At 41.4% G+C, this 14,382-nt stretch carries 13 protein-coding genes; 2 read left to right on the top strand and 11 right to left on the bottom strand.

Annotated elements, in window-relative coordinates:
- Positions 1-6: 6 nt before the first annotated feature.
- The 10 genes from lpxD to rimO form a co-directional block, all read right to left on the bottom strand.
- A complete protein-coding gene (gene lpxD, locus AC0KVP_RS06375) occupies positions 7-1,074 on the bottom strand; it encodes a UDP-3-O-(3-hydroxymyristoyl)glucosamine N-acyltransferase (protein ID WP_473339712.1) in 1,068 nt (355 codons plus the stop codon).
- Between the two features lie 3 nt (positions 1,075-1,077).
- On the bottom strand, positions 1,078-1,572 hold the full coding sequence (locus AC0KVP_RS06370; protein ID WP_473339710.1) for an OmpH/Skp family outer membrane protein: 495 nt from the start codon (positions 1,570-1,572) through the stop codon (positions 1,078-1,080).
- A 33-nt stretch (positions 1,573-1,605) separates the two neighbouring features.
- Positions 1,606-4,095: an outer membrane protein assembly factor BamA gene (bamA, locus tag AC0KVP_RS06365; RefSeq protein WP_473340438.1), complete on the bottom strand. Its 2,490-nt coding sequence runs from the start codon at positions 4,093-4,095 to the stop codon at positions 1,606-1,608.
- Between the two features lie 89 nt (positions 4,096-4,184).
- Positions 4,185-5,540: an RIP metalloprotease RseP gene (rseP, locus tag AC0KVP_RS06360; protein ID WP_473339708.1), complete on the bottom strand. Its 1,356-nt coding sequence runs from the start codon at positions 5,538-5,540 to the stop codon at positions 4,185-4,187.
- 2 nt (positions 5,541-5,542) lie between these two features.
- A complete protein-coding gene (gene ispC / locus AC0KVP_RS06355; RefSeq protein ID WP_332476763.1) occupies positions 5,543-6,739 on the bottom strand; it encodes a 1-deoxy-D-xylulose-5-phosphate reductoisomerase in 1,197 nt (398 codons plus the stop codon).
- Positions 6,740-7,564: a phosphatidate cytidylyltransferase gene (locus AC0KVP_RS06350; RefSeq protein ID WP_004981939.1), complete on the bottom strand. Its 825-nt coding sequence runs from the start codon at positions 7,562-7,564 to the stop codon at positions 6,740-6,742. It lies immediately after the preceding gene.
- A 3-nt stretch (positions 7,565-7,567) separates the two neighbouring features.
- Entirely contained in the window at positions 7,568-8,320 is a 753-nt protein-coding gene (gene uppS, locus AC0KVP_RS06345) for a polyprenyl diphosphate synthase (protein ID WP_058869827.1), read from the bottom strand.
- An 8-nt stretch (positions 8,321-8,328) separates the two neighbouring features.
- A complete protein-coding gene (frr, locus tag AC0KVP_RS06340) occupies positions 8,329-8,883 on the bottom strand; it encodes a ribosome recycling factor (protein WP_010326990.1) in 555 nt (184 codons plus the stop codon).
- Between the two features lie 79 nt (positions 8,884-8,962).
- Positions 8,963-9,691: a UMP kinase gene (gene pyrH, locus AC0KVP_RS06335; protein WP_004696558.1), complete on the bottom strand. Its 729-nt coding sequence runs from the start codon at positions 9,689-9,691 to the stop codon at positions 8,963-8,965.
- Between the two features lie 43 nt (positions 9,692-9,734).
- Positions 9,735-11,078 (bottom strand): 30S ribosomal protein S12 methylthiotransferase RimO, encoded by a 1,344-nt coding sequence (gene rimO / locus AC0KVP_RS06330; RefSeq protein WP_436905518.1) that lies wholly within the window; start codon positions 11,076-11,078, stop codon positions 9,735-9,737.
- 351 nt (positions 11,079-11,429) lie between these two features.
- Here rimO and glnL point away from each other — a divergent pair, with 351 nt between their 5' ends.
- Both glnL and glnG read left to right on the top strand, forming a co-directional pair.
- Positions 11,430-12,539: a nitrogen regulation protein NR(II) gene (gene glnL / locus AC0KVP_RS06325; protein ID WP_004696555.1), complete on the top strand. Its 1,110-nt coding sequence runs from the start codon at positions 11,430-11,432 to the stop codon at positions 12,537-12,539.
- On the top strand, positions 12,526-14,007 hold the full coding sequence (gene glnG, locus AC0KVP_RS06320; protein ID WP_004696552.1) for a nitrogen regulation protein NR(I): 1,482 nt from the start codon (positions 12,526-12,528) through the stop codon (positions 14,005-14,007). The genes glnL and glnG overlap by 14 nt, the downstream gene beginning before the upstream one ends.
- A gap of 41 nt (positions 14,008-14,048) precedes the next feature.
- Here glnG and AC0KVP_RS06315 read toward each other — a convergent pair whose 3' ends face one another.
- Complete coding sequence (locus AC0KVP_RS06315) at positions 14,049-14,375, bottom strand: hypothetical protein (protein WP_004696551.1); 327 nt, start codon at positions 14,373-14,375, stop codon at positions 14,049-14,051.
- Positions 14,376-14,382: the final 7 nt, after the last annotated feature.

The raw sequence follows: 14,382 nt of genomic DNA, 5'->3' as shown, positions 1-14,382 counted from the left end.
ATATTTCTATTTACGCAATTTAATTGTTGATTCAAGGGACTCGATTTGAGCCTGCATATGATCAAGTTTTTTTACCAATTGGGTCAATGGCACATCTGCTAATTGTCTTAAACGAACAACGGTGCGTTTCCACTTTTGATTTTCAAACAGTCCAATTCCTGAAGAATACGTTCCAGCCACAGAAATATTATTTGTGACCATTGACATTCCAGTTAAAGTGACATTATCAACAATATTTAGGTGCCCTGCAATTGCAGACCCACCACCTACTATGCAATTTTTGCCAATGGTTGTACTACCCGCAATTGCGGTATTAGCAGCAAAAGCCGAATTGGCACCAATTTTAGCGTTATGGGCGATTTGCACAAGGTTATCAATAATGACACCATCTTCCAAAATTGTGTCATCCAATGCACCGCGATCGATACTACAATTTGAACCAATCCGTACATCATTTCCAATGATGACCGAACCCAATTGAGCAATTCGATGCCATTTCCCTTGATAAGGGGCAAATCCAAAACCTTCACTACCAATCACAGTATTGGCATGAATACGAACACGATCACCAATTTTACATGACATCAAATTTACATGCGATTCAATTAAACCGCCTCGGCCAATTTCAACCCCATCATGTATGCTGACATGTGAATGGATAATCGTGTCATCGCCAACAACGCAATTTTCACCAATGACCACATAATGACCAATATAAGCAGTATCTGAGATGATTGCCGAAGGATGTATCTGTGCAGTGCTTTCAATGCCCTGTTCAGTGTGTTTAGCCTCAAAAGCATGGGTTAAAATTGCAAAGGCTAAATAAGGATTGGCAACAACAATAAAGTTTTGATGTTCAACCAAGTGATCTTTCAGATCTGCTGTAACAATGAATGCTCCAGCTTTAGACTGCTGTGCTTGCTCTAAGTACTTTTCACCATTTACAAATGCAAGATGTCTAGATTCTGCCGAATCTAGACTTGCTAATCCCTTAAGGATTAAATCAGCTTGACCTACACACTCACCTTGGACTAAACGAGCAAGATCTTCTAAGCGATACTGTTGAGGATTCATTGATTACTTAATTGCGTTAACCTTTTGAATCATTTTATCAGTTAAATCATACTTAGCGTCATAGGCAAGTGCTGAGTTTTTATTCAAAACAACATCTAATTGATTTTCTTTACGCAATTGTTCAGCAACTTGCTTCACACGACCATCAAATACACTACGTACTTGCTGAATAGAGCTTTGTACACTGCTTTGCATGGTTTGCTGCAAAGTATTGAACTCGTTCATTTTGGTTTGATACTGAGTCACCATTTTTTGCTTATCCGCAGCGCTCAGCTTATCACCTGTTTGTAAGCGCTGTTGTAAGTCTTGAAGCTCTTTACTGAGTTGATCAAGCTTCGTACTTTGCGGTTGAATTTTCTGTTGAAAACTCGAATTTTGCTGTTTTAAATAGCTGCTATTTTCAACAACACGCTCAAGATCCACCACACCATAACCAGCAGCATTCACCACTGTAGTAGTTAATGTTGTAAGTGTTAAAGCTGTAAGAAGTTTTTTCATATTTATATCTTTCATGTAGAGAAAAGGTCGACCTTAGAAGGTACGACCGATTTCAAATTGAATGTTCTTTGTTTCGTCGCCTTCTTTATCATTCAATGGATATGCATAGCTGAGAGACAATGGACCAATCATCGTAATCCAAGTAAAGCCTACGCCCACACTATAACGCATGTTATCAAGCTCAAAACCGAAGTTGTCTTTACAGTATTGCTTCGCATCTACACCTGGGTCATTTGCCTCACCAGACATATACAACTTACCAGATGGTACATCACACTGTGTATCAAACACTTGCGCACCTTCAGCAAACAGCACTGGACGAACTTGACGTGTCCAATCCCCTTTAAATGGCAAAGGCAAAGCCAATTCTGTACCAAATTGAATCAGCGCGTTACCACCGACTTCTTCAAAATCATAATCCTTAGAATGGGATTCACTATAGGTTACACCAGGGTATTTTGGACCCAAGGTACTGTTGTCATAACCACGAACCGAACCAAAACCACCTGCATAGAAGTTTTTATAGAATGGTAAGTCATTACCATAACCCAACTTACCATAGCCACGAAGTACGAAGTCTTTACCTAATGGGAAATAAGCTTGAGCATCATAAGTCAGTTTCTGATATTCAACATCACTACCCGGTAATGCAATTTCACCATTTACACGATGCGACATACCAGATGTAGGGAACACCGGACGGTTTAAAGTGTTATATGACCAACCCAAGTTTAAATTATACGTTAGGAAATCACCGTTAAATTCATTATCATAATCAACAGTCTGACCATTACATTTCGTACCAGTTATTTTTGTTGGATCAGCAGGATCCTCATACAAGTTTTCTATAGTACCAATACAAACATCTTCAGCTTTGCCAGTTGCCTTACCGCCATGCGCCAACAAGTAATCACGTACATAGGTCGATACATACGGACCTGTGGTGACTTCAGTTTGGTCGATGTTTAAACCCGCACTAATACTTTGGTTTTCATCAATTGGATAACCGAAATTGATACCACCACCAAAACTATCCGTCACATAGTTGTTGACGTTATAGTCTTCATCCAACTTGGTTTTACGGTAGTACATGTTATAACCACGACGTACACCATCAATCGTAAAGTACGGGTCTGTTACACTTAGGTTGTAGTAATCTTGTGTTTCTGAGCGTGATAAATCAATGGCAACAGAGTTACCTGTACCCATGAAATTAGTTTGACTTAGACCCGCTTGGAAAGTTATACCACCGCTTTGCGAGAAACCGACTGCTAAAGTACTGGTACCTGAGTGCTGCTCTTCTACATTAATATTTAAATCAACTTGGTCAGCTGTGTTCGGAACACGTGCAGGCTTGATATCTACAGTTTTAAAGAAGCCTGTACGCTCTAAACGAACTTTAGATAAATCAATTTTCTCATTACTTGCGAGTGCACCTTCCATTTGGCGCATTTCACGACGTAATACTTCATCCGCAGTTTTCGTGTTGCCAGTAAAGTTAATACGACGCACAGTCACTTGCTGACCTGGATTCACATAATAATTTAAATCCACCAGATGAGTTTCTTTATCAATCTGAGGCACGACGTTCACTTCTGCATAGTAATAACCCGCATTACCGTATTTACGTAGAAGCAACTGTTTAACCGCATTCACTTTTTCTTGTGAATAGATATCGCCATCTTTATAAATTTGCAAAGCTTTCAGCTCTGCTGGGGTATATAAAGCATCGCCCAAAAATTTGGTTTCGCCAAATTTAAACTGTTCGCCTTCATCCACCGAAACTTCAACAAAAATATTCTTTTTATCTTCACTTAAATTTAAGCTTGAATGATTGATATTAAAATTGATATAGCCTTTGTTTAAATAAAGCGCACGTAAAGACTCTAAGCTTGCAGCCATCTTTTCACGTGCATAACGGTCATTACGTGAAATAATGGATGTCCAACCACTCTCTTTTACCGCAAACGCTTGTTCAATTTCGCTTTCTTTAAATACCGTATTACCAATAATATTGATATCTACAACTTTTGCAGCCTTACCTTCAACAAACTCAATAGTAAGATCTACACGGTTGTTCGGCTTCGCTGTTGTCACAACTTTTACATCAGCATCATAACGACCTTGCTGCATATACTGTTGTTCAAGCTCAGACTCAACCGTCTGGAGCGCTGATTTTTTCAGCACTTCACCTTCGGTAATCCCCATCTTCTTCAAGCCTTCTTCCAAGGCCTCTTTAGGAATGAGTTTATTACCTTTAAATTCAACTTTAGAAATTAGTGGGCGTTCAACAACTTTGAAAACCAGCGTATCACCCTGCTTTTCTGTTTTAATGTCATCAAACAAACCTGTTGCATATAAACTACGAATGGCATTGGCAAGTGCTGCATCGCTCACACGATCCCCACTATTCAACGGAATCATTCCATAGACATTTGCTGGCGTTAAACGAACAAGTCCATCAACCTTAATATCACGTACTATATAATCTTCTGCTGCATATACTTGTTGTACTGTTGCCATAGCACTGATGAGCGCCAAAGGCATAAATAAATGTGTGTGCTGCATGCCAGTTTTTCCGATGTAAAATTTAATTCCGTATCTACGCTTTTTTACAAACGCATAAAATCATTGAATAGTGCCAAAAGCATCATACTTCCGAGCAATACCATACCAATTTTTAAACCAACCAATTGTATTTGTTCAGAAACAGGTTTACCACGTATTAGTTCTATAAAATAATAGACCAAATGTCCACCATCAAGCATAGGAATAGGCAATAAATTTAATATCCCTAAACTTACACTCATCAATGCCATAAATGAGATAAAAGTTTGCCAACCCATTTCCGCACTTTGTCCTGCGACTTTGGCAATCGTGATCGGTCCTGATAGGTTGTCTAGACCAATCAAACCACGCACCATTTTCACAATCGAGTTCAAAATCATACTCGAAAGTTGACTGGTTTTATCCACCGCCATCATGAAGGCTTCGGCAGGATTATATTGTATCGTTTGTTTATATTCTGTAGGAATACTGATTTTCCCAGGGTCACTTTGTACACCTAAGACACCAGAAACCTTGCCCATATTGTCACGTTTACCTTGCGGCATCACCTCAAGTTGTACCAATTGATTTTGGCGAAGCACATCAATTTTTAACAATTTCTCAGGCGAGGCTTGAACCACTTGTACCACATCAAACCAATCATTCATCTTGATGCCATCAATCGCGACAATTTTGTCACCTTGTTGCATACCCTGACGAATGGCTGCACCATCTTCGCTCAACTTAGTCACAACCGCAGGAATTTTTGGTCGATAAGGCGTAAAACCCAGAACATCAAGCGGAGACTGTGTTTGATCTTTCAAGAAGTTTTGAATAGGCAAACTAAATGTCTTAAGTTGTCCCGCACGTTCGGCCTGAATTTGGATTGATCCTGTCTCACCTACACGGTCAACCAAGGCAAAATTCAATTTTTCCCAAGTGGGTGTAGTTAAGCCATCAACAGCGGTAATTTTATCGCCCACTTGCATTTGAACTTGTGCGGCAGGTGTATTAGGTAGCACTTTACCCACACGTGTATTCAATTGCTCTTGTGCAGGTAAAAATAAAATCCAAAACAGTAAAATGGCGAATGCCAAGTTAATCAATGGGCCAGCTGCAACAATTGCGATACGCTTCCAAGGTGACTGACGATTAAATGCTTTGGGCGCATCCTCTTCAGCAACATCACCTTCACGCTCATCCAGCATTTTGACATAACCACCCAAGGGCAATGCCGAAAGCTGATATTGAATACCTGACTTTTTAGAGGTCCACTTTAAAACCGTTGGTCCAAAACCAATGGAATAAACTAAAACTTTTACGCCCAATTTACGCGCAACAAAATAGTGCCCAAACTCATGTATTGCAATAAGTGGGCCTAAAAGCAAAATTGCCGCAACAATCATAAACAAGGCGCTCATGCTTAAATTCCTATATTCACCACATATTGCTGAGCAACATGACGTGCGTTTTGATCGGCTTCTAAAATAACATCAAGTTGTGTTGCTGCTTGATGTGGGATGGTATTCAAAGTGTGTTCAACAATAGCAGGAATATCCATAAACCCCACCTGTTGATTTAAAAATGCAGCAACAGCAATTTCATTGGCTGCATTTAAAATCGCAGGGGCTGTACCCCCAGTTTTCATCGCTTGACGTGCCAAGCTTAATGCGGGGAATCGATGCGTATCAGGCGCTTGAAAATCCAACTGATGATTTTTAAATAAATCTAAAGCTGGAACATGGGTTTGAATACGCTCAGGCCATGCCAACGCATGTGCAATCGGCGTACACATATCAGGATTTCCCATTTGTGCCAAAGTTGAACCATCCACATATTGCACCATGGAATGAATAATACTCTGCGGATGCACAACTACTGTAACAAAATGTTCTTCGATTGAAAAAAGATGACAAGCTTCAATTAGCTCCAATCCTTTGTTCATGAGGGTTGCTGAATCAACCGAGATTTTCTGTCCCATTGACCAATTAGGATGTTTACACGCCTGCGCAGGCGTTACATTTTGTAATTCATCAAAACTATGTTTTAGAAATGGCCCGCCGGATGCGGTCAGAAGAATACCAGAGACTCCGAGTTTCGGCTGTCCGTGACGCTCAGCTTGTAAATAGGTCTGCGGCAAGCATTGAAAGATTGCATTATGCTCAGAGTCCACAGGAAGTAAAAGAGCCTGATTATCATGAGCAGCCTGCATCATGATGTCACCCGACATCACTAGCGCTTCTTTATTTGCCAAAAGAACACGCTTTCCTGCTTTTACCGCTGCTAGCGTCGGCATTAAACCAGCCGCGCCAACAATCGCCGCCATTACCACATCTACTTCCGGATGCTCAGCAACTGCGATGAGGCCTGCCTCATCCGCCAAAACTTCAATGTTTTGCAAATTGGCTGCGACTAGAAGCTGGCGCAGTTCATCTACTTTAGCTTGAGGTACAACTGCAATTTTAGGTTGAAATTGCTGACAAATATCAACAAGTTCTTGCATCCGACTATGTGCCGTAACAGCAAACACAGAATAGCGTTGAGCATGTTGTTGCAATATTTTTAAGGTGCTCTGCCCAATTGAACCCGTCACACCCAAAATACAAACAGATTGAGACATTTACAAATCTACGCCAATAAGTTTTAACACATATACACCCGCAGCAAAGATAGGTGCAGCAGCCAGTAGCGAGTCAATACGATCCAGCACCCCACCATGCCCCGGCAAAATACGACCTGAGTCTTTAATTCCAGCACGACGTTTAATCATAGACTCAAACAAATCACCGAGTACCGAGCTAAATACAGTCACTACCGATAAAATAAGAAATAATAAATGCTGTGCGTACGTTAAGTCTAAATACAAGATTTCAACAGCGACCACGATGATCATGGCCGTAATCACACCACCATAGAGACCTTCCAACGATTTATTTGGACTCACTTCAGGTGCAAGTTTACGCTTACCCAGTTTACGCCCAACAAAATATGCCCCGCTATCAGCCCCCCAAACCAATAAAAACAGGTACATCAGCCACCATGGGGACATCTTCCAGAGTGCAAAAATAGCGGTCACAGCTGAAGATATCAGAACAATACCAACCACCTTAAGGGTTGAATTATACCAAGCATCATAATTCGGATAGGATTTAACCCAATACAGGCTGAGCAACCAACATAGGATAGAGGCAGCCCAAAGTAGAAGTGCAATATCGTTAAAGTATAAGGCAAGTGTAGCAAGGCCAGCACTTAGTAAACCAAAACCCCATGCTAGAGGTTTATTAACATTTTTTGTTGTACGGGGCATGAGTTTAAACCACTCATAGCCTGCAACCCCTGCCGCAATAATCATCAGCACAAACATTGGATAGTGTGACTGGGTTGCAAACATACAACTCAGTACAACGGCCACCAAAACCAATGCGGTTATAATCCGCTCTAACATTTATTAGTTCTCAATTTTATCTTGTAGAATTTGTTCCGTCGTTTTCCCGAAACGACGTTCACGCCCACCAAATACAGCCAAGGCGTCATCAAACTCTTCTACACTGAACTCTGGCCAAAGAGTCGGAGTGAAGTAAAGCTCTGCATAAGCTGCTTGCCACAACATAAAGTTCGATAAACGAAAATCCCCCCCTGTACGAATCAATAGATCTACAGCGGGTAAATCACTCAAACTTACGTATTGGCCAAAAACATGTTCATCAATTTGCTCAGGATCTAACGCTTGAGATTGAACAGCAAGTGCAATCTGCTTAGCCGCATGAGCCATATCCCACATCCCACCGTAACTAATTGCGATGGTCAAAGTCATCTTGTCGAAATTAGCAGTGTCTTGTTCGGCATGCAACATTAAGTCACGCAATTGCGGAGATAATTTAGAACGATCACCAATAAAACGTAAGGACATTTGATATTGATGCATACGAGGCAACTGTTCATGAATCGTGTCTTCCAACAGTTTCATGAGCAAATCAACTTCAGCTTGAGGGCGCTTCCAATTTTCACTCGAAAAAGCAAAAACGGTTAATGCTTGAATATTTTTTTTTCGACAATGCTCAACAATCGGGTCAAGGACATTTTTTCCTTCACGGTGCCCATCACCCTTTTGCATTGCATTTTTTTTGGCAAAACGATTGTTGCCATCCATGATGATGGCAACATGTTTTGGAAGAGTAAGCTTATCTTCTGAATCGGTCATTATACAAGTTAGACCTTCAACAACTCAGCTTCTTTATTCGCAAGACGTTTGTCGATTTCAGCAACAAACTTATCTGTGATTTTTTGAATATCGTCAGATGCACGACGTTCATCATCTTCAGAAATTTCTTTTTCTTTCAACAATGCTTTGATGTCGCCCAGTACATCACGGCGAATATTACGTACTGCAACTTTTGCATTTTCAGCTTCGTTACGCGCAACTTTTTGCATGTCACGACGTGTTTCTTCCGTCAATGCAGCCATTGGAACACGAATCGCATCAGCCGTAATTGGGTTTAAGCCCAAATCTGACTCACGAATCGCTTTATCAATTGCCGCAACCATCGTACGCTCAAATGGCTGAACCAACAATGTACGCGAGTCTTCAACACCCACGTTTGCCACTTGGTTTAATGGCACATCTGAGCCATAGTAAGGAACCATCACCCCGTTTAAGATAGATGGATGCGCACGTCCTGTACGAACCTTGGCAAAACCGTGTTCTAACGAGTCAAGTGACTTGTTCATACGGTCTTCTGCGTCTTTTTTAAGATCGTTAATCATGTGATCTTCCTTACTTAATTCGAAAAGATATAAATTCTAAAATAGCGTGTAGTATAAAGAGCTTTCGAGGTCACGTACATTAGTTCGTTACGTGAGTACCCTCTTTTTCGCCCATAACCACTGAAAGCAATGAACCTGCTTTATTCATGTCAAAGACTTGAAGCGGCACATTATGGTCACGACACAAGCAAATCGCGGTTAAATCCATCACACCTAATTTCTCATCTAACACTTGGTCAAAAGTTAAGGTGTCATATTTAACGGCATCATCATATTTGCTTGGGTCTTTGTTGTAGACACCATCAACTTTCGTTGCTTTTAGGATCAAGTTGGCTTCAATCTCGATACCACGTAAGCATGCTGCTGTATCTGTGGTAAAGAATGGATTACCTGTACCTGCGACAAACACACAAACTTCACCTTGTGTTAGGTGACGAATCGCATCACGGCTTGAGTATGATTCAACCACAGCACCAATTGGCAATGCAGACATCAAACGCGTTTTGATATTGCGACGTACCAAAGCATCACGTAATGCCAAGCCATTCATCACGGTTGCAAGCATACCCATTTGGTCACCCGTTACGCGACCAACCAAACCATCTTTTTGCAATTGACTACCGCGATATAAGTTACCACCACCCACAACAATCCCGACTTGTACACCCAAACCCACTAAGTGCGCAATTGCCAAAGACATTTGATCAAGTACTTGAGCATCAATACCCATATCTTTATTTCCAGCCAATGCTTCGCCAGAAAGTTTCAGTAAGATGCGTTCAAAACGTGGTTTTTTAGAATCCAACATCGCAATAACTCCAATATCTAAATTTTAAAATTTTATTTGTGTCTTAATTCGATTTAATCGAAATCAACTGTGCATACAGATCATATTCATCTGCATCGGTAATTTCGACTTCTAACAAATCGCCTGATTTAATCTGGCTTTTATCAATATCTTCCACAAAGACATTGCCATCAATTTCAGGAGCATCTGCGTATGAACGTGCAATCGCAACTGGGAATTCTTCATCCAGCTCATCGACCAGCACCGTCATTTTCTGACCAACACGCTTTCGAAGTTTTGCAGCAGAAATCGCCTGTTGCACTTCCATAAAACGTTCATAACGCTGTTGCTTAATCTCTTCAGGCACGTGATCTGGCAAGTCGTTTGCTGTCGCACCTTCAACAGGCGAATACGTAAAGCAGCCTACGCGATCAAGTTGTGCTTCTTTCAACCACTCAAGCAAGATTTCAAAATCTTCTTCAGTTTCGCCAGGGAAACCCACAACGAAGGTTGAGCGAATCACCAAGTCAGGACATTTTTCACGCCATAGCTTTAAACGCTCAAGTGTATTTTCACTATGCGCTGGCCGTTTCATTAGTTTTAAAACTTTTGGACTTGCATGTTGGAATGGAATATCCAAATAAGGCAAAATTTTGCCTTGTGCCATCAAGTCAATCACTGCATCCACATGTGGATATGGATATACATAGTGCAAACGCACCCAAATACCGAGTTGACCTAAGGCCTCACACATGTCATAGAACTTCGTCTTAACAGGTTGACCATTCCAAAAGTCTAATTTGTATTTGGTATCGAGGCCGTAAGCAGAAGTATCTTGGGAGATAACGAGTACTTCTTTTACACCGGCACGTTTAAGCGCAGCCGCTTCTTCTAAAACAGAACCGACTGGGCGAGACACTAAGTCACCACGCATACTTGGAATAATGCAGAAGGTACAACGATGGTTGCATCCTTCTGAGATTTTTAAGTACGCATAATGCTTCGGCGTTAAACGAATCCCTTGTTCTGGAACAAGGTCAATAAATGGGTTGTGTTTTGGTGGCTCAGGCACGTATTGGTGCACAGCTTCCATCACTTCTTGATATGCAGCCGCCCCTGTCACTTTTAAGACATTTGGGTGCATTTGGCGAATTTTGTCTTCGTCTTTACCTAGGCAGCCCGTAACGATTACACGACCGTTCGCACTCATGGCTTCGCCAATGGCATCTAAAGACTCTTGCACTGCAGATTCAATAAAACCACAGGTATTTACAACAACTAAATCCGCACCATCATAATCTGATGCTACATCATAACCTTCAGTCTTCAACTGAGTTAAAATTCGTTCGGAATCAACCAATGCCTTAGGACAACCTAAAGAAACAAAACCGACTTTGGGGGATTTCATGAATCTGCGCTCCACTAGAATGCGCGTATTGTATGTCTTTTCTGTTTATAAAAACAGATCGATTCCACACTCTTTGTTTAATGCACCAAAATAAAACCAACACTGTAGTAGAATTAACATAACGCACCATTTTAATTCACTTTCGGTTTACTTGATTTTTAGAATCCGCTATATCTTTAGCTAATCGTTCATTTACAGCGCATTCCGCAAAAAAAGTGTGCTCATTTCACTATACAAAATCAAAGTTGGCGTGCATTTTGCTTTATTTGCATCAATTCAGTCCGCTATTTGGAACGGTTAATGCTTTATCAAGATGCCATTGCGCTATTTTAATACAGGATACATTCGCTAATGGATCACCCTATTTCTATCGACTATCGCCTTTTAGTGGACAATTTGACCACTGCGATTTTATTGGTCGACAGTAAATTAAATATTTTTTACTTAAATTCCTCTTGCGAAGCATTATTTGATATCAGTCTTTTACGTGCCTCTGGTCAACCTGCGCTTAATTTACTCCATGCACCCAATGATGAGTTCAATACAGAAGAAGCTCTTCTCAATACTTTAAACTCGGGACAACACTACACCCGCCGTGAAGCCATCATTAAGGTCAACTTTAAAGATATTCATGTTGACTATACCGTGTCACAGTTGAATTCAAATAAGCCCTATCATCCTTTGCTTTTAATTGAGATCAATCCGATTGATCGGATGCTCAAAATTTCCAAGGAAGAAAACTTCTTACAACAACATCAGGTTGCACGCCAACTGATTCGCGGTGTTGCACATGAAATTAAAAATCCGCTAGGCGGAATTCGCGGTGCTACACAACTTTTAGCACGTAGCCTCAATGATCCTCAATATAGCGAGTTCACCGACATTATTATTAGTGAAGTCGATCGCTTACGTAATTTAGCAGACACCATGCTTGGTTCACGTCAGCTCCCAAGTTATGAGTTGGTCAATGTACATGAGCCTTTAGAGCGTGTTCGCTCACTCATTACCAACCAAACCAAAAAGAAAATTAAGATCACCCGTGATTATGATTTGTCATTACCTGAAGTGATGGCCGATCGTGATCAACTGATACAAGTTATGCTGAACATTAGCGTCAATGCAGTGCAAGCCATGACTGAAAATAAAGAGTTCTTTGTCGACCACCAACCTGAACTAATGTTACGCACCCGTATTCAACGTTTAGTGACCATCAATGGTGTACTGCAACGCTCTGTGGTACGGATTGATATCGAAGACAATGGTCCGGGCGTTCCAGAAGAAATTTTAGAATCCGTGTTTTACCCACTGGTCACGGGTCGTGCTAAAGGCACAGGACTGGGTTTAAGTATTGCGCAAAATATTATGCATCAACATAACGGAATGATTGAATGCCAATCTGTTCCCGGAAAAACAACTTTTAGCTTATATATACCTTGGGAGTTAAACCATGTCGCGAAATAAAATATGGGTAATTGATGACGATCGCGCCATGCGCTGGGTGCTGGAAAAAACGTTCAAAGAAGAAGGTTTTGACGTCACAAGTTTTGAAGAAGCTCAATCTGCTTTAGACCAACTCAGTTTAGATGCACCCGATGTGATCTTGACCGATATTCGTATGCCCGGCATAGATGGCTTAACTTTTTTAGCGAAAGTTAAAGCCAACTATCCTGATCTACCTGTCATTATTATGACGGCTCACTCTGACCTAGAGTCTGCTGTTTCAAGTTATCAAACAGGCGCATTTGAGTATTTACCCAAGCCTTTTGATATTGATGAAGCCTTAGCTTTAGTGAATCGTGCGATTTTGCACATCACCAAAATGCAGCAGCAAGAATCGGCAAAAACGGTACCACCGATTCAATCGACCGAAATCATTGGCGAGTCTCCTGCTATGCAGGAAGTCTTCCGCGCGATTGGTCGTTTGTCTCAATCACACATTACAGTGTTAATTAATGGTGAATCTGGTACAGGTAAAGAGTTAGTTGCGCATGCGCTACACCGCCACTCACCACGGAGCAGCAAACCTTTTATTGCACTCAACATGGCCGCGATTCCCAAAGACCTAATTGAAACAGAGCTTTTTGGTCATGAGAAAGGTGCATTTACTGGCGCCAATACCCAGCGCCAAGGTCGCTTTGAACAGGCCAATGGTGGAACGCTGTTTTTAGATGAAATTGGCGATATGCCTTTTGAAACACAAACGCGTTTACTGCGTGTCTTGGCTGATGGCGAGTTTTACCGTGTTGGTGGGCATATCCCAGTAAAAGTAGATGTACGTATTGTCGCGGCAACGCACCAAGACTTAGAAAAATTGGTACATGATGGTCGTTTCCGTGAAGACTTATATCACCGTCTGAACGTGATTCGCATTCACATTCCAAAACTGGCGCATCGTAGCGAAGACATCCCAATGTTAGCGCAACACTTCTTGGCACGTGCAGGCAAAGAATTAGGTGTAAGCCCTAAAATCCTTCGTCCTGAAACGCAAGAATATATGCAACAGCTGCCTTGGCAAGGAAACGTACGTCAGCTCGAGAACACTTGCCGCTGGTTAACGGTCATGATTACAGGACGTGAAGTTTATCCTGAAGACTTACCATCAGAGCTGAAGCAAATTCCAATTACCCGCTCAGGTGAAGATGCGCAAGCCGCGCAAAACTTAGATCGGATTGCAGTCCACCATTGGGATGAGTTGTTGGGTCAATGGGCTGTGCAAAAGCTGAAAAATGGCGAGATGAAAATCCTCGATATCGCAACCCCAATGTTCGAACGTACATTGATCATTGCTGCGCTGCAACAAACCCGTGGCCGTAAACGGCATGCGGCTGAGTTACTCGGTTGGGGGCGTAACACCCTTACGCGTAAACTTAAAGAGCTAGGTATGGATACCGCAGATGATGAAAGTGAAGAAGAAGCTTTAGAAAACTAAGACAGATTCAAATAAAAGCGCCGCAATGGCGCTTTTATTTATTAAGCCGTAAAGCCTAAATAGCGTGAATAGCCTTCAACACCAAGTGGTGCTTTTAACATGATAAATTTTGGGTAACTGGCTTGAGTTAACTCTTCAAACATAATCACTTGATCATCATGTGCATGGAGATCATCAACACTGCGCTGCATGGTCGCTTCAAATTCATCTGTGATATATTCAAAACCAATGTCCATCGCAATAAATAAGGTATGCTCACAAGGCTGAACGTATTGTTCCTGAGACCAATCAATTACCTGTTGTTGGCAGTGTGGACACGCTACGGGATCTGTCGCTTCACAGTCTAGTGGGATCAATTGATAAGTCATAATTTAG

The organism is Acinetobacter sp. DL27 (assembly GCF_055810995.1).
The sequence above is the reverse complement of the archived record's forward strand: the minus strand, read 5'-3'. Positions and strand labels throughout refer to the sequence as shown.

Coding starts and splice junctions, on each gene's coding strand:
- lpxD (WP_473339712.1), bottom strand. CDS start 1,074: ATGAATCCTCAACAGTATCGCTTAGAAGATCTTGCTCGTTTAGTCCAA.
- AC0KVP_RS06370 (WP_473339710.1), bottom strand. CDS start 1,572: ATGAAAAAACTTCTTACAGCTTTAACACTTACAACATTAACTACTACA.
- bamA (WP_473340438.1), bottom strand. CDS start 4,095: ATGGCAACAGTACAACAAGTATATGCAGCAGAAGATTATATAGTACGT.
- rseP (WP_473339708.1), bottom strand. CDS start 5,540: ATGAGCGCCTTGTTTATGATTGTTGCGGCAATTTTGCTTTTAGGCCCA.
- ispC (WP_332476763.1), bottom strand. CDS start 6,739: ATGTCTCAATCTGTTTGTATTTTGGGTGTGACGGGTTCAATTGGGCAG.
- AC0KVP_RS06350 (WP_004981939.1), bottom strand. CDS start 7,564: ATGTTAGAGCGGATTATAACCGCATTGGTTTTGGTGGCCGTTGTACTG.
- uppS (WP_058869827.1), bottom strand. CDS start 8,320: ATGACCGATTCAGAAGATAAGCTTACTCTTCCAAAACATGTTGCCATC.
- frr (WP_010326990.1), bottom strand. CDS start 8,883: ATGATTAACGATCTTAAAAAAGACGCAGAAGACCGTATGAACAAGTCA.
- pyrH (WP_004696558.1), bottom strand. CDS start 9,691: ATGTTGGATTCTAAAAAACCACGTTTTGAACGCATCTTACTGAAACTT.
- rimO (WP_436905518.1), bottom strand. CDS start 11,078: ATGAAATCCCCCAAAGTCGGTTTTGTTTCTTTAGGTTGTCCTAAGGCA.
- glnL (WP_004696555.1), top strand. CDS start 11,430: ATGGATCACCCTATTTCTATCGACTATCGCCTTTTAGTGGACAATTTG.
- glnG (WP_004696552.1), top strand. CDS start 12,526: ATGTCGCGAAATAAAATATGGGTAATTGATGACGATCGCGCCATGCGC.
- AC0KVP_RS06315 (WP_004696551.1), bottom strand. CDS start 14,375: ATGACTTATCAATTGATCCCACTAGACTGTGAAGCGACAGATCCCGTA.